Origin of the sequence: Cupriavidus numazuensis (assembly GCF_905397435.1) — a bacterium.
Classification (GTDB): Bacteria; Pseudomonadota; Gammaproteobacteria; order Burkholderiales; family Burkholderiaceae; genus Cupriavidus; species Cupriavidus numazuensis.
Map to the genome: position 1 here is coordinate 1 of NZ_CAJPVI010000103.1, position 15,646 is coordinate 15,646.

Below are 15,646 nucleotides of genomic sequence, written 5' to 3' on the forward strand. Positions count from 1 at the left end.
CAGCCAAAAAAAGTGGGGGCCTGTCGAAAACTCGGGCCGCCTTCCCGCTGAAATACAACAAGGCGGGAAAAGCCCAGCGCAACACCAGGCCACAGGTGCCAAGAATGCGGAGATTAAGTCACTTTCGGATCCATGACTTGCGTCTCAGCCAAAAAAAAGCCCGCGCATGGCGGGCCTCGGGAAAGTCGATAGGTCATATTCTGTCGACATGGCGGATTCTTATCGGTGCACGGCCGATGCGAAACCCCTCCGGCGGGGGGCTTTCTCTTCAACAGAGCCAGAACACCATGCACTCGGGTGGCAGGTTTTGAGACCCGGCCGACCAGGCACTAACCCGCGACGTCGCGCGGATCGTGACCGAAGGTATTCCGTTCTCGGATTTGACCGTCCCGGCCATGGATAAATAGCTCGACCTTCTTTTCCTTGGCGCGCCGCGTGCCGGCGGCAATGGCGTCGGCCTGAGTATCGAATGTCTCCACATGGATGTCTTGTCCAGGCATGGCTGTCTCCACCGAGCATCCCCGCAACCTTGACTTCCGCACAGGGCAGGCAGAGTGAATGCGTGAACCGCCTATAGGCCCGCGATGCTCCCTACCCTCTCACAACTGTCCTTGTTCCCTAACCCACGATCAAATGTCCAACCATACTGTGAGCTGGCACCCGCCTTGCTGTTGCTGGCGTGCTCAGGAACGAAGCTGGACCGGCCGGCACGTGCCATCGACCTTTATCAAGGTGTGATGTACCAATCCTACCGCGCGCACGTCCGTAGCGATGCCGCACCACGCGTGCTGATCTTGTCAGCGCGGCACGGCTTTCTCGACCCCCATGCCGAGATCGCCCCGTACGATGAGCGCATGACCCCGCAGCGTGCGGATCGGATGCTAGCCGATCTGCCGGCCTCTCTGCGGCAAACGGCCTGGCCCTCGCGGATCGGCGCGGTGATGCTAGCCGGCGGCAAGGAGTATCGGCGCGTCATGCGCGCAGCCCTGGCCCGCCAATACCACGCGGAACTGCCGGACGTGCGGGAGACTGAGGGAGGGATCGGCCTGCAGCGCTCCCAGCTCGGTGCGTTCCTCGACGGGCTCGCGCCTGCTTTCAGCGATCAGATTGGCCAGCATGCCAATGGCAGACCCGTGTATCGGCGCTACGGTTGCCTCGAAGCCGGCGCCATGGTGAACGTACGGTACCGCGCCGTGCCTGGTCGACCTGCCCTGACGGCACGCGTGCAGGCGGTCTTCGATGGCCCGAGCGGGCCAACCGCGGATGTCGAGATCCAGGAGGTCGTCCGCGGCCGCACAATGTTGTCCGCACGCTGGGTGAGCGTGAATGACGTGCACCCTCTCTCGATGCAGGTAGCGGCATGACTGACTTCGAGCGAACCCTGCAGCAAGAGGCGAAGGCGCTGTTCCAGCCGTTCCACGGCACGCCTGAGGCATTGCTTGCGCTGGCCCGCGCCGGATTCCGCGCCTGGGCCAACGCCGGCAAATTGCACTTCCCGGACGAGAAGCGCTACGCCCTGCTCCACGAGGTCTTGCGCTTCTGCGCCGACGAATGCTTGCTCGCCTGCTGCTTCTCGAAAGAGCGCCGGCTGCGCCAGATCGCCGAGATGCTGGACGGGAGCTACCCGCGCTACGCGCTGACGCGTGCTCGTACAACGGCCCGACGCAATCAGCGCGGTCGTCGTTGCTGCTGACGCCCCTCTCTTGCGAGCGGTGTCCGCCTCAGCGAGGCGGCATGGGTGTGCGGGAAGCTAAAATCAGTATATAACAATAGGCATGGCTGACCATGGACGATCTCTGGCTGTCGAACCCCACCCTTGCCTACCGTGACTGGCAGGCTCGCGAAGCTGCTGGCGCAGACCGGCGACCGTTCTCTGCCCGCTCGATCGTCCAGCACCAGGCCATGTTCGAGCACTTCCGACGACACCTCGTGGCCAGGGGCGCTACCGTCGCCACCTTCGGCACCGACGACATCGAGGCCTTCTGGCAGACCCCTCACGCAAGAACCTACTCGCAGGCCACCCGCATGCGGTACGCGAAGCTGCTGGATCGGTTGTGCCGGCATCTGGTCTTCGCCGGCGTGCGCCAGGACAATCCCGCAGCGGGCCTGCTCGCCTCAGTGCGCTGGCCAGAGGAAGAGCCCACGCCGCAATACCTCGATGCGACCACCGACCAGCAGCTGCAGGCCTACCTGCAACACCCCGCCGCGGACCTGGCCAGCCTGCGCAGCCGCGCCATCGTGGCCACCTTTCTCGGAGCAGGCATCACCGCAGCCGAGGCGCGGTCGGCTCGCATGGTGGATCTCTACCCCGACGCGGTGCCGCCCTACCTCTTCGTGCCGGCGCATGGACCGCGTGACGCTCGCACGGTGCATCTGGCTGACTTCGCGGTACCGCTATTGCGCGACTGGCTGGCCCGACGCAAGTCGCTGCCGATCGATGGCGACTTGCTCTTTTCCCTGCTTTCAGACGGACGCCCCATCACCGACATGAGCTTCGGCCGCCTTGTGCGGACCGCACTCGAAGCTATCGGCGCCTCGGACGTCGAAATGAGCCCGCGCACGCTACGCAACACGTTCTGTCGCCGGCAACTCCTCGCTGGCCGCTCGCATGAGGACGTGAGCCAGATGCTCGGGCTCACCAGCCATCGGACCTGTGACCGTATCGCGGCCACTATCGCCGAAAGTCAGAGCAAGAACGAGGATTAGCCGGACTGCCGTGAAAAGAAGCACGAGTTAGCCGGACTGCTCCGCAGGCGCCCCTGGCACACATTTCGTAGGCCTCCCAACCTCGAAGTTCTACGGTGCTCGTGCCCCGGCAAAGGCTCTTGCCGACCCATCTCCGCCGTTTGGCGCGGCCAGAGCGAACGGCTGTAATGACCAAAGTAGCGGTCATCGGCTTTCATCTTGCAGTACGTTGATGCCGGGTTTTCCCGGGGCGTCCCAACGCATCAAACGTCGACCCGAAATATCAGATGAGCGGCCGCATCATCGCCAGTACTTGCGCGTGCCCAAGAGGATTACTCAGGCGCAAGCAAGGTTATGAAGACAACCCGGAATATATATGGCAATCCAAATCGCACCACTTCTGTCGGGAACCGCAGCTCCAGCGTTTTCGCAGACAAGTCCCGCTTCGGGAGCTGCCCGCACGGGCACAGCGATGCCGCTCGAGAACTTCCATTGTTGGCTTTCAATCGACTGGAAGCTGTCCCTCATCAGGCCAGCCTGAGACAGTTGCTCGCTGAGAAGCCCGTGGTCGTCGCTAACCGACCCTGGAGTTGCGCTTCAACCCAGCGCAGGCTTAGCGGGAGCTCTCAAAGGCCGAACGGCCACACCGTCTATTAGCGGGGCTGGTGCGCCGGTCAGCCGGCGCGGCGCGGCCAGGGCGCGCCTGGCAGTCATCGGCTCGATCCGCTTGGTCCCTCGACCACGCCGTTGCTGGATACTCACACAACCGGCGCTAGTACTTAATGTCCCGCTTTTGCTCGCGGCCCTCCTGCTTCGTATCGCGCTTTTCTTGTCGGCATTGGGAGTTGCTCTTCTCGTTTGCAGCTCGGCAGTCGACCTTGCCCGCTCGCGCTTCCTGTTTGGCAGCCTGGTTTGCGTTCCTGCCTTGTTGGCGCTGTTGCGACTGGTTGGTGGCCAGGGCAGTGCCCGATAGCGCCAGGAGTCCGGCTGCCACCAGCATTGCGCCCTTCCGCCTCCAAAGTCCATTTCTTGATTCGACCATTCTCACGCTCCTTCGTGCTTGGTTGAAACGGCGGTCAGTCAGTTGTCGCTGCGCTGTCCCGTGTAAAGCGCCAACTCCTGGGCCGAAGAGGATGCAGAGGCAACGCAGACCGCGCTTTATCGGTGGCGCTACGGTAGCAGCTCGCAGAGCGCGGTTGCACTGGCGGCGACCTCACTGGCATTGGCTGATAGCACCAGCCGCACCACTGTCGGCGCCGCGGAAGCCGAGCCATGAGCCAGCTCCGGCTGGCGACTTTCGCACGACCGCTGCCGCACCGGCTGGCGGCTGCTGCCCCGGAACGTAGACATCGAATGCCTGATCATTGGCGAGCATGTACTGCATCCACACCTGCTGCCCGGAGCTTTGCATCCATTGTTTCCCGATGCACTCGGCGGCTGCCTTGGGCTCAAGCTTGCTTTGGCCAACGGCACGGGTGTCTTGCGTTGGGGGCGGCGTGAACGGCGACGGAGCGGCGCAACCCGCGATTGCGGCTGTCGCAAGAGCGAGGATGAAGGGAAGTTTCATGTTATTAGCCCCAATCGATTCGCAGGCGCACCATGCTGCAGTTTGAGCTTGGGTCGGCACCTGCCGATGCGGTGATATGCCCCCGGGTGGGTCAAAGACCAGATCCGTACACCGTAACAGTCTAGGCAACAGGCGCAGGAGGCTGCAATGGTATCGGAATGCTGCACAGGACGAGAATGAGTGAGCTTGCCGACACACGAGGCATGGCATGCGGATTCGCGGTGGGATTGCACGGTACTTGTGGCAAGGAAAGTGGCGCATGAGGTGGCAGCCAACTCGCGTATGTAATCCCACTGGGCAGAATAACAAGCACTAGAATGAATTTGCGCCGCCGCGCAGATTTCGGCAACTAAGAAGAACGGAGACAAACCATGTTGCCCACGCCCGCTTCTGGGAAAGCTCTGTCCCGTGAATTCCTTGACGTGCTGATTCGAGCGGGCCTGATCGCAGTCCTGGCGATTTTCTGCTTTCAGATATTCCGGCCATTCTTCGACCTGCTGGTCTGGTCACTGATCCTTGCCGTTACGCTCTACCCGCTCCAGGTGTGGCTTAGCAGCCGCTACGTCAAGAGAGATGGTTACGCTGCGACGTTAATCGTTTTGATTGCCATTGCCGTCATCATTGTGCCGGCGTATCTGTTGGGTATGGCCATCGTTGACTCTGCAGAGAGCGCTATGGCAATTGCCAAAAGTGGGAGTATTCAGATTCCGCCTCCAGCGGAATCGGTAGCCGCCTGGCCCCTGATTGGTAAGCGAGTCTATGCAATTTGGCAGCAGGCCGCGACCGACCTGACAGGCTTGGTCCAGACTCTTGCCCCCCGACTCAAGGACGCGAGCCTTGCATTTCTCAGCATCATGGCCAGTGTCGGTACGGGGCTGCTCGTATTCGTTGGTGCGCTGATCATTGCCGGGATATTCATGGCCTATGGCGAGCTGGGTAGCCGCAGTGCCGTGCAAATCGCCTCGCGCATCTCGGGTCCGGAGAAAGGCCAGCGCATTACTACCTTGTGCGCGGCGACCATCAGGGCAGTCGCGCAAGGCGTGGTTGGTATCGCATTCATTCAAATGCTCCTGATCGGTGTTGCCTTTGTGATCAAGGGCGTTCCAGGTGCTGGGTTACTAGCCTTGGCGGTACTCCTGCTGGGCATCATGCAATTGCCGGCCACACTGATCACCATACCGGTCATCGTTCTCGTCTTTGTCACCGAAGGGGCAACTGCGGGCACCATTGCCTTCGCCATCTACACCTTCATTGCTGGCCTCGCCGACAACGTGCTGAAGCCCCTGATGCTGGGCCGAGGCGTTGACGTCCCGATGCCAGTGGTCCTGATCGGTGCGCTGGGTGGAATGGTGGCGGGCGGCGTGATCGGCCTGTTTATCGGGCCGGTGGTGCTCGCTGTTGGCTATCAGTTGTTCTGGCAATGGGTCGAAGACGTCCCGGCCGACGCTGGGTCTGGCGAACAGAGACAGCCTTGAGGCGGCCACGCGTGCCTCTGGACGTTTGCTCTACAACGGAGGGAGGGATTGCAATGAAACGTCGTACGGTGGTCCTGGGAGTGATACCCGCAGTGGCCTTGTCCGGCATTGCGCTTGGCGCGAGCAAGGCCGAACAGCAGGCCGAAGTCCGTAAGGCCGCGCAAGACGCCTTGAATGCGCTCTACAAAGCGCAACCATCGGCCCGTGCGGCGGTGGAATCGGCGGCAGGCTATGCGGCGTTCAGTAACTTCGGCATGAAGATTCTGTTTGCGGGCAGTGGAAAGGGCGAGGGCATCGCGGTCAATAACAAGACCAAGGCAACCGCCTATATGAAGATGGTCGAGTTGCAGGCTGGGTTAGGCATTGGAGCCAAGAAGTTCCAACTGGTGTGGGTGTTCGATAACGCGAAGGCGCTGAACGACTTCATCAATTCGGGATGGACGCTCGGCGGGCAGGCGACCGCTGCGGCAAAAGCGGGCGACACAGGCAGCGCATACCAGGGCGCCCTTGCCGTTGGGCCGGGCGTCTGGCTTTACCAGATCACCGACAAGGGGCTCGCGGTTGAACTGACGGCCAAAGGGACGAAGTACTACAAGGACGACGAACTGAACTGAGGTTGATCGCCTGCTAGCGAAAGCGAGGTACCCGGCGTGATCTGGGAGGACGATGCCGGTGTCTCCTGTCATCGATAGGGGGCCGGGTGGTCCCAGTCCCGTGCGAGCTTGCCCATGGCCACGACCGAGTCCGACGTTGCCACTCGCTGTTCCATGTTGATGGAGCCTGCCCGCGCTTTCTTGCTGACGATCGCTGTCATGGCCACGGTGGGGTTTCTGGCTGGCTGCGCTACCCCGGCCACCACGGAATCCGACACCGACTTTCACGGCCGTGCCGTGACACGTGCCGACGGCGGCGTGACGGTGTCGGTGGCAGTCCTGTCGGCCGACGAAAGCGAGGCCAGGTATGAAGCGCCGCTTGCGAAGAAGGGGATGCAACCGGTCTGGGTCGAGGTGCGAAATGACGAGGATCGCCCTTACTTCCTTTTGTATCCGGGGCTCGATCCCAATTTCTTCCCAAGTTCGGAAGCTGCCGACGTGTTTGCCGCAGGCGAGTCGCCCCAGGCTCGGGAGCAGACGATCGAACGCTTTCGGCAGCTTGCCTTCAGGAACCCCGTGCCGCCGGGGCATTCCGTTTCAGGCATGGTGCTGACCAATCTCGAGGAAGGTGTCAGGCTGATTCAACTGGACCTGGTGGCCGACGGCCGCGAACGGGCGTTCTCGATATTCACCGTTGTGCCCGGCTTCCGAAGCGACTATCAGGAGAATGCTGTATTCCGGCGCGAGGTATATCCGCCCGATCAGATCCGCAACTACGAAGATGACGATGCCTTCCGGGCAGCGCTGGAGGCCTTGCCCTGCTGCACCACCAATGGCGACGGCTCAAGAAACGGCGACCCCCTGAACCTCGTCGTCGTAGGGGGGCTTGACGATGCGTTCCCCGCCCTGGTGCGCCGCGGCTGGCGCCCAACCGAAATGAAATGGTCCGGGGCGATCATGAAGGTGGTGTCGTCAGCGCTCTCAGGGGAGCGATACCTCAACGCGCCAGTGAGCGAGCTCTACCTCTATGGGCGGCCACAGGATCTGGCGCTCCAAAAGGCGCGCGACAACATTCATCAACGCAACCATCTGCGGCTCTGGTTGAGTCCCATGCGCTATCACGGCAAGTCGGTATGGGTAGGGCAGATCAGCCGGGACATTGGCAGCCGGCTCACGATCCACTCGCCCACACTGACCACGCACAAGATCGATCCCGATGTCGACGAAGCACGCACGGCGCTGGCCGAGGACATGGCCTATTCCCAGGGCCTTGCCATTGTCGGATACGCTTCCGGCGTCGGTGCCGCGTCGCCGGCCACCCCGCGAGAAAACCTGACCACGGACCCGTACTATACGGATGGGGACCGCCTGGTCCTCGTGTTCGACCGCCGCCCTGTTTCTCTCGCCACGATCCGCTTCCTGCGATGGCGCGAACATGAGGGGCCGCGTCATATCATGCCGGGACTCGGGCGATGAACCAGTCGGCTTTCCTTCGCCGCTGTCTTTGCACGATAGCGCAAGCCGCGGTACTGGCGTGCCTGCTTGCGGGTTGCTCCACTTGGCAGCCTCCGCCCGATGCGGGCGATGCACCGGTCAGGGCTCGCGCGACGAGCGTGACGAAGCAGGACGTGAGCTTGAGCGCGGCGGTGCTGAGTACGGCGGATAGCGAGCGCATGTTCGGCGTGAATCTCAATGCGACCGGCGTGCAGCCGGTGTGGATCGAAGTCACCAACCAGACGTCCCAGTCGCTCGGGTTGCTGCGCACAGGTACCGACCCCGACTACTTCTCGCCACTGGAGGTCGCCTGGTCCGTGCATACGTGGTTCGGCGGCAAGACCAATGCGCGAATTGACGAATGGTTCAACCGGCAGGGATTCCACAACCCGATTCCTCCTGGGGCAACCCGCTCCGGTGTCGTGTTTACCAATCCTGAGCGTGGCACCAAGCTGCTGAACGTGGATCTACTGGGAAATCTGTCCCTGGTGACCTTCACGCTGTTCCTCAAGGTGCCCGACGATGCGGGAAATCCGAGCTTTGCCCGACAATTGTTCGAGTACCCGGCATCTGCCGTCACGGATTACCGCGACCTGCCGTCGCTACGCGCTGCGCTCGAGCGGCTGCCCTGTTGCGCGACTGACGCTACCGGGCAAGTCAGCGCGGACCCGCTGAACGGCGTCGCCATTGGCGATCTCGAAGATTTTGGGGCTGCCATGGTGCGACGCAATTACCGGCGCAACCAGCAAGCCTTTGACAATGCCCAGTATGTCTTCGGGCGCATCCCCGATGCGGTACTGCGCAAGCAGGCGCAGGCCGGGGCGCCCGCCAACTGGATACGGGCATGGCGCGTCCCGTTCAGCTACGAAGCGCGGACGGTTTATGTTTTGCAGATTGGCCGCCCGGTTGGCGGTCGCTTTGCTGCGAAGGACAGCGTCCCAGTGCTGCACGAAGACGTCGACGAGGCGAGGAACCTGGTGATCCAGGACGGCATGTATTCGGAAGGCATGGAGAAGCTTGGCTTCATCGGCGGTGTGGGGCACGCACCCCGTGCGCAGGTGCGGACGGCACTCGATGGGGCGTACTACTTTACCGACGGGCTGCGCGCGGTCATGTTCTTTGCCACCAGACCGCTGAGCCTGTCCGATCTGGAGATATTGGACTGGGTGCCATACGTGGTTCGGTATGGTGCTCCCGCCTCCGGGGAGGACAAAGATGATCGCGAATGAGCGAGTTCCTCTTCGCGCGCGTAGCAGCGCCAGGCGGCACGCCTTGCTTTGGGGCGCCCGGTACCTGAAGTTCCTGGCCACGTGCATAGGGCTCGGCGCATTCTTGGCGTTAGTCGCATGCGCTTCGAAGCCGCTCATCCCCTACACCGCTGAAACGCCGCCGTTGGTCCTGCTGCCGGCATCCGCGGCGGGAGTGAGCGACGCTCGCGGGCGGTTCCGCGAGATATTCTGCGCGATTCTCGAGGCCCGGCAGTCGGAACTCCCCGATTACCGGCCATGCGGCGAGGCGCTGGCGCGCGTCGGTGTGGAGCCTGCCGGCACTGGCATGCCTGTCAATCTCGGTCTGTCGCAACGGCATCTCGTAGCGATGGTGGTGCCTGGCATCGGATACGACTGCTTCGCGCCATGGCTCAATCCGCCCGGAACTGTTGTGGCGCACCTGAAGCGCTTTGGCTATGACGCGACCTGGCTCAACGTGGATGCCTTGTCGAGCTCCGCCAACAACGCACGCCAGATACGTGATGCGATCATGTCCACGCCGCCACCAGGCAACGATGGACCACGCATTGTCCTGATCGGCTACTCAAAGGGTGCGCCCGACATCCTCGAAGCCGTCGTCAACTATCCTGAGATCCGCAGCCGCGTGGCAGCCGTGGTGAGCGCTGCAGGTGCGGTCGGCGGCTCGCCGCTTGCCAACGATGCCGAGCAATACCAGGCAGACCTGCTGCAATACTTTCCCGGCGCCACGTGCCGGACGGGAGACGGCGGTGGCGTGCAGAGCCTGAGGCCGGGAGTGCGCAAGGCGTGGCTGGCGGCGCATCCGCTGCCCACGGAGCTGCGCTACTACTCCCTCGTGACCTTCCCCCAGCGCGAACGAATATCCTCGATCCTTACGTCGAGCTACGACAAACTGGCACAGGTCGACGCGCGTAACGACAGCCAGATGATCTTCTACGACCAGGTCATACCCGGCAGCACCATCATCGGTTATGCTAACGCCGATCATTGGGCGTTGGCTGTCCCGGTTGCGCGTACCCGCCCGACCATCGGTGCGATGTTTGTCACGCGGAACGCCTACCCGCGCGAAGCCTTGACCGAGGCCATTCTGCGGTTTATCGAGGAGCAGTCGGAGGCCACGACTCGATAATTCCGGGCGTTAGACGTTTGTTCCCGACATACCGGAAATTCCAGAAAATCCGGAAAACGGTGGCCAACTTGCGTAGAGAAACTCCGGCGCCGAACGTCTCTAAAAGCCGAGAGCTGCCGTTCGCGATGAAGCTGCTGGATGTCGCCTTCTGGCCGGTTTCCGACGCTGACGCGTCGGCCACAACGCCTGGATCGCCCAAGTGGCGGCATTCAGAACGCATGCCCGGATGAGACCTTCGACGTCAAATATCCCTTCCGCCCGTGCATGGCAGGCATCGCGGTCGCGGGCTCGGATAGCCAGGTGCTGGTCTCGGATCGGCAGTAACGCATGTCTCAGACTGGGAAAATGGCGGTGTCTCGTATTGACGTCCGCCTCGCCCGATCTCTTGACCATCCACTGCTTACGTCAACCAAAGGGCGACGGTGAACTTGGCCGTCAGGTCCTGGCTCAGCGTCACGGGATTTCACGCCAGTCCGGCTAATTCCGGATTTCCAGTCCGGCAAAAACGCACGTAGTCCGGCTAATTCCGGTTTCCTACATAAAGCATCACCTTGGTGATACCGGGCTTGTCGTGTTGCACAAGCCCTTCGCATTCGTCATATCGTTGGTCCGGAATTCGAAGAAGTTCATGTCGGCCATCGATCTGGCCAGTCTCCCGATCGAAGTTTGGATAGATGCAACAGAGGCGGGTACCAGCGGCCGACAATCGAACTGCAATTTCCAGACAGACACGCTACATAAGTAGATCTACTCTTCTGCCACCGTAAGGCTCTCCATAGACTTTTTCCCCGCTGCCGCCAGCAAGACTGGGGGACTAGCACATGACAATAATATTGGGGAGAACCGGTGTGCACCGCTGACCTTGAGGAATTCAACCTCTCTTACCTCCTGCTAGCCCAAAAGCTCGCCCGGGAGGACAAATTGGCCGCAGCATACAGATTGGGAGTCAGCCCGGAGCTCGCAGAGCTTCTGGGAAAGCTGACGACGGCACAGGTAATCAAGCTGGCAGCCTCTGGCGCCCTGATTTGCGATTTCCGGATTACTGACGCCAGCAGGCTTAACGTCCTGGTAACGGAGACCCCGGCGATCGGATTTCAGTCCGCCCACGCAGCAATCTTGCTGGCACAGCAACAAGTCCGATCCATTTGAGCAGCGAGCGCCGCCTCAGAAATTCGTAGAGAAAAAAGAGGTGCGTCTACATCGTAGACGCACGCTATAAGGCATCGGGGAGTGATGCAGCGGATTAGCGATCCGCATGCCTCCTGTAACGGCCACAGCACACCAAAATTCATCCCCACCTCGGTAGGGATGCGACTTGAGTATCGTGCGCACGCCAACCGGAAGGATATCCCGGCGGGAAGCGGAGCACGGGGAACGAGGGACATGCCGCGGGGCTCCCCCGCAACCATATGCTGATCGCAGCAGCTTGATGGGCGCAGGAAATCAACTATGGATGGTGATGAACTCTCCCGCAGCTAAGCGTCTTGCGACGCTGTAGCGGGGGTTTCGCGGGTCACAGACTTTGACTTGGCGCGTTGCCGCCCCCAGAGGTTTCGGTCTCGCCGCCGTCGTTACCACCACCAGCGGGTTGCCGCCGGCCGCACGATGCAGCAGCGGTCTTCTTCAATCCGTGCAGGTCCAGTGACTGCAAACAAATAGATTCTTCATACAATGGAAAACAGTATGACTTCGGCCGATAGGGCCGCCACGCTGCTGCCGCGCTACATCGACACCAACCAAAAGGCGCTGCACAAGCTCCAACCCTGGCTTGCCGTGATGGAGGTGTGTCCGTGAACTTGATCGTGAGTATTGGGCTGGATGGCCCGGAGCTCCAAAGCACAGCCGGTCCCGCAGAAGTGGCACGCCGCCTTCGGCAACTTGCCAGTGAAATCGAGGCCAATGTGCGGGACTTCTCGCTTTGTCGCGAAGGGGCACGGATCGCCGGCTCGCCAGGCGATGTCAGTTGCATCGCCTACGTGGCAGATCTGTAATCTCTCTCTCAACCAACCCATGGGGGCACGCCCTCATGGGTGGTGCCTCGTCCAAAGAAGGGGCACCATGCAAATCATTTCTCTTTTTCCTGTTGAGGCGCTCGATCCCATTGAGGACCGGGCGAATCAGGCCATAGCGTCGATCCGCCAACTGTTAGAGGCCGGGCGCGGTACAGAGCTAAAGTCGAAACTGGTGGTGCGACACGTGTCGCACCACCACAATTGACTTTATCTCCATGCTGATCGCAGCAGCTTGATGGGCGCAGGAAATCAACTATGGATGGTGATGAACTCTCCCGCCGCTAAGCGTCTTGCGACGCTGTAGCGGGGGCTCGCGGGTCACAGACTTCGACTTGGCGCGTTGCCGCCCCAGAGGTTTCGGTCTCGCCACGATAAGGCGAAGGTTGAGGTAGCAGTGCAGATCGTAGAACGTTGGATCCTCGCTCGACTGCGCCATCAGCGATTCGAGACCGTGCATGCGGTCGACCGTGCGATTGCGCAGTTACTGCCCGCACTCAATGAGCGCCCCTTCCAGAAGCTGCCGGGCAGCCGTGCCAGCGCCTTCGCGGCCTTGGATGCGCCGGCGTTACGCCCATTGCCGGCGGTGCCCTACGAGATTGCCAGGTTCCGCACCGTCAAGGTCCACATTGATCAGATGTCGAGATCAACAAGCATCGCTACAGCGTGCCCCACGCCCGGAACATATGTTTGATTGTCCTCAAGTTTAGACATTGACATCCGTAATCCGCATGGGAGGCGGAGCAAGTCACTACGGAAAGGCCATGCCGGCTAGCGTCGGCCAGCGTGATGCCCAGCAGCAGGTGTGCGAAGCGCCATCGATGACCCGGATCTCCGGACGCTTGTCCGCCGGGAAATGTGCGGCGTAGGCGGCAGCGACGTCCGGCGGGACGTTGGTGTCTTCGGCGCCGACGAAATGCACTTGCGGAATGTCCTGCAACTGGCGCCAGGCGTCGGCCGGGTTGAGCGAGCCAGCAAGCGGCGGCAAGTCGTGCAGACGGGTCCAGGCCAGCGGTTCCAGGTTGCCGGCGACAGTCACCAGGCGGACCACGTCGTGGCGCCGCGCGGCGACCAGCGCGGCGATGGCGCCACCGCCCGAGTAGCCCACCAGGACCAGCCGGCTGGCGTGGTAGCGCTGTTTGAGCGCGTCAATGGCTTCGCTGGCGGCTTCCACCACCTCCGCGGCGAACCGGCGGTCGGTCCAGTACGGCGTGGCGCAGCCCCTGCGTTCGGCGTCCTGAACGTACTGGCATGGCCGCGCGAGGTAGGCGGCCGTGCCGTGGCTGTGCAGTAAGGCCAGCTCCAGCGCGACCGGCCGCAGTGGCGTGGGGTCGTCGGAAGGGCGCGAGGGGCTGAGCCAGGCCATGCCATCGCCTTCGATGTAGATGGTCAGCACGTCTGCCATCGCGGCCGGTGGCGCGTAGCCGGCCAGCACGAAGTCGCGCACCGGCAGGCGCAGCGCTTGCCAGCCGTGTGACGAGGCCAGCGTGTCGGCGCCCTGCCTGCGGGCGACAGGGGACAGGCTGTTGCACGCGGCCAGTAGCGCGACAAAGGACAGCAGTAGCGGTAGCCGCAGCCATTGTCGCGGAGACTGGAAGCGAAGCCGGGCGGCAACGCCCGTGTGGATGCCTTGCATGTGAGCAGTACAGAAAAGCAGTCGGCCGGAGCACGGGGAGTCTACCGAGTCCCCAGGCGGTTTGGCCACCCGGGTTTCACGTAATCAGCCATCAACAGAAGAAAATGCATTCAAAGAAACAGTCGTACCGGAAAGTCCCCCGCGCAGCCGATGTAGCCACGGCCACTTCCCAATTGCCGCCTTCTGTGCCGCGCATCATGGTCAGCGCGGTGATGATGGCAGTCGGGGTGCTGGCGGCCACGCCGGCCATGGCCATCATCCCTACGTGCAATGAATACGGGGCGAATACGATCAGCTCGACGTTCGGTTACACCTGCACGTTGTATTCGGGCAGCAGCCTGCATGTCACGGCTCCGAACGGGGTGATCAGCGTGACGGGTGGCGATGCCGTAGTGGTGTCCCCCTTGGCCGCCGTCGGCGTGCCGATCAACAACGACGGCGTGATCGAAAGCCTGGGCAACAACGGCACCATGGGCACCTCCGGCGGCGGTGCAACGGCGATCCGCATTTATGACTCCAGCAGTCCTTCCTCGTTGCTGCTGGACAACCTGATCAATGCAGCCGGAGCAAGCATTCGAGCGACCGGCGGCGCGGGCTCTAGCGACGGCGTCCTCATCTCCGGTTCCGGTGGCGCTGCCACCGCGATCAGCGTAAGCGGCGGCCAGACCGGCACCCTGACCAACTTCGGCACGATCTCCGCCACTGGCGGTGCCGGCGGCAGTGGCGCGATGCTAGGGCCGCCCGGATCGGGCGGCACTGGCATTGGTATCGACATCCAGTCGGCCACTGTCGGCGATATTGTGAACAGCGGCACGGCGAGCCAGATTACCGGCACAGGCGGAAATGCCGGCACAACCATTACGCTGCCAGCAAGCGCCGGCGCCGGCGTCGGCATCAACGTCGCGAACAGCACTATTGCCTCCATCCGGAACGACGGAACCATCACCGGTACCGGTGGCGCGTCGTCTGTGGGCGCCATCCCGACGGCGGGCGGGGCGGCCTATGGCATCAAGGTAAGCGGCGGCGCGGTAACCAACGGCATCGTCAACACTGGCACTATTGCCGCCTCGTCGTCGGGCGGTTCGGCAACCGGCATTCGCGTGGAAGGTGGCGCTGTTATCGACTCCATCCGCAACGATGGCGTGATCACGGCGACGGGCAACAGCATTGGTTCCGGGCTGCCGGGCTTTTCGATGATCGGGCAGTCGATCGGCATTGACGTTGCGGCCAACAGCACGGTAGGGTCGATTTCCGTTGGCGGCACGATCACCGCCGCGACCGCGATCTCCGTCGACAGCACCAGTACCGTCACCAACGGCATTAACCTCACCGGCCAGTTGACTGGCAACGTCGCGCTCGGCAACGCCACGCTGAATCTCAACGGCAACCGGGCAAGCATCAGCGGCTCGGTCACCGGCACCGCTACCGTCAACGTCAACGGCACTTACACGTCCGGCCCGTCGAACATCTTCTCTGTCAGCGCGTTCAATATCGCGGACGGCGCCGTCTTCAATATGGGTGCCGGCGTGATGGTGATTGGCGGTGCCGTGACTAATGCGGGCACGCTGGCCGTCGCACCGGGCGTGACCGCCACCGTCACCGGCAACTACATCCAGACCGCCAACGGCGTCTTCCAGACCGGCATTGGCGAAAACGGCTCGTACGGCAAGCTGGTCGTCACCGGCACCGCGGACCTGTCGGCCAGCAACAAGATCAACGTGAACGTGGCGGGCGCGCCGAGCCTGGTGGCTGGCACGACCGTGCAACCGGGCGTGATCACCGCCGGCACGCTGATTGCCGGCCCGACCTTC

Annotated in this window: 17 protein-coding genes and 1 pseudogene; 14 read left to right on the top strand and 4 right to left on the bottom strand. The window is 62.3% G+C overall.

Features of this window, described 5'->3' with window-relative positions:
- Positions 1-311 (top strand): hypothetical protein (locus KHO41_RS39470; protein WP_211958633.1); only part of this gene is annotated, 311 nt, incomplete at its 5' end.
- An 18-nt stretch (positions 312-329) separates the two neighbouring features.
- Here KHO41_RS39470 and KHO41_RS39475 read toward each other — a convergent pair.
- Positions 330-500, bottom strand: a complete 171-nt coding sequence (locus tag KHO41_RS39475; RefSeq protein ID WP_211958634.1) for a DUF2188 domain-containing protein — start codon at positions 498-500, stop codon at positions 330-332.
- Between the two features lie 165 nt (positions 501-665).
- On the opposite strand from KHO41_RS39475, the gene KHO41_RS39480 reads away from it, so the two are divergent.
- The 3 genes from KHO41_RS39480 (at position 666) to KHO41_RS39490 (ending at position 2,706) form a co-directional block, all read left to right on the top strand.
- Positions 666-1,364 carry a DUF6884 domain-containing protein gene (locus tag KHO41_RS39480; RefSeq protein WP_244874247.1) on the top strand — a complete coding sequence of 233 codons (699 nt, stop codon included), beginning with the start codon at positions 666-668 and terminating at the stop codon, positions 1,362-1,364.
- Positions 1,361-1,693, top strand: a complete 333-nt coding sequence (locus KHO41_RS39485) for a hypothetical protein (protein WP_244874248.1) — start codon at positions 1,361-1,363, stop codon at positions 1,691-1,693. Before KHO41_RS39480 ends, KHO41_RS39485 begins: the two co-directional genes overlap by 4 nt.
- Positions 1,694-1,785: 92 nt before the next feature.
- Positions 1,786-2,706 (top strand): tyrosine-type recombinase/integrase, encoded by a 921-nt coding sequence (locus tag KHO41_RS39490; protein ID WP_211958636.1) that lies wholly within the window; start codon positions 1,786-1,788, stop codon positions 2,704-2,706.
- 751 nt (positions 2,707-3,457) lie between these two features.
- Here KHO41_RS39490 and KHO41_RS39495 read toward each other — a convergent pair.
- Positions 3,458-3,727 (bottom strand): hypothetical protein, encoded by a 270-nt coding sequence (locus KHO41_RS39495; RefSeq protein ID WP_211958637.1) that lies wholly within the window; start codon positions 3,725-3,727, stop codon positions 3,458-3,460.
- Between the two features lie 171 nt (positions 3,728-3,898).
- Positions 3,899-4,252 carry a hypothetical protein gene (locus KHO41_RS39500; protein WP_211958638.1) on the bottom strand — a complete coding sequence of 118 codons (354 nt, stop codon included), beginning with the start codon at positions 4,250-4,252 and terminating at the stop codon, positions 3,899-3,901.
- A gap of 371 nt (positions 4,253-4,623) precedes the next feature.
- On the opposite strand from KHO41_RS39500, the gene KHO41_RS39505 reads away from it, so the two are divergent.
- The 9 genes and pseudogenes from KHO41_RS39505 to KHO41_RS39545 form a co-directional block, all read left to right on the top strand.
- Positions 4,624-5,727, top strand: a complete 1,104-nt coding sequence (locus KHO41_RS39505; protein ID WP_211958639.1) for an AI-2E family transporter — start codon at positions 4,624-4,626, stop codon at positions 5,725-5,727.
- 53 nt (positions 5,728-5,780) lie between these two features.
- On the top strand, positions 5,781-6,341 hold the full coding sequence (locus KHO41_RS39510) for a lipid-binding SYLF domain-containing protein (RefSeq protein WP_211958640.1): 561 nt from the start codon (positions 5,781-5,783) through the stop codon (positions 6,339-6,341).
- Positions 6,342-6,500: 159 nt separating this feature from the next.
- The gene (locus tag KHO41_RS39515) at positions 6,501-7,796 is read left to right on the top strand and encodes an LssY C-terminal domain-containing protein (RefSeq protein WP_376990030.1); all 1,296 of its coding nucleotides are present in this window, start codon (positions 6,501-6,503) and stop codon (positions 7,794-7,796) included.
- 137 nt (positions 7,797-7,933) lie between these two features.
- Entirely contained in the window at positions 7,934-9,043 is a 1,110-nt protein-coding gene (locus tag KHO41_RS39520; protein ID WP_244874249.1) for an LssY C-terminal domain-containing protein, read from the top strand.
- 193 nt (positions 9,044-9,236) lie between these two features.
- Positions 9,237-10,190 carry a hypothetical protein gene (locus KHO41_RS39525; protein WP_244874250.1) on the top strand — a complete coding sequence of 318 codons (954 nt, stop codon included), beginning with the start codon at positions 9,237-9,239 and terminating at the stop codon, positions 10,188-10,190.
- An 846-nt stretch (positions 10,191-11,036) separates the two neighbouring features.
- Positions 11,037-11,339 (top strand): flagellar transcriptional regulator FlhD, encoded by a 303-nt coding sequence (gene flhD, locus KHO41_RS39530; protein ID WP_211958643.1) that lies wholly within the window; start codon positions 11,037-11,039, stop codon positions 11,337-11,339.
- 641 nt (positions 11,340-11,980) lie between these two features.
- A complete protein-coding gene (locus KHO41_RS39535) occupies positions 11,981-12,181 on the top strand; it encodes a cell division protein ZapA (RefSeq protein ID WP_211958644.1) in 201 nt (66 codons plus the stop codon).
- A gap of 67 nt (positions 12,182-12,248) precedes the next feature.
- On the top strand, positions 12,249-12,407 hold the full coding sequence (locus KHO41_RS39540; RefSeq protein WP_211958645.1) for a hypothetical protein: 159 nt from the start codon (positions 12,249-12,251) through the stop codon (positions 12,405-12,407).
- Between the two features lie 162 nt (positions 12,408-12,569).
- A pseudogene (locus tag KHO41_RS39545) lies at positions 12,570-12,874 on the top strand (Mu transposase domain-containing protein); the annotation flags it as partial.
- 76 nt (positions 12,875-12,950) lie between these two features.
- On the opposite strand, the gene KHO41_RS39550 reads toward KHO41_RS39545, so the two are convergent.
- On the bottom strand, positions 12,951-13,835 hold the full coding sequence (locus KHO41_RS39550) for an alpha/beta hydrolase (protein WP_211958646.1): 885 nt from the start codon (positions 13,833-13,835) through the stop codon (positions 12,951-12,953).
- Between the two features lie 104 nt (positions 13,836-13,939).
- Here KHO41_RS39550 and KHO41_RS39555 point away from each other — a divergent pair.
- Positions 13,940-15,646: beta strand repeat-containing protein (locus KHO41_RS39555; protein ID WP_407065404.1), on the top strand; the 1,707-nt coding region annotated here is incomplete at its 3' end.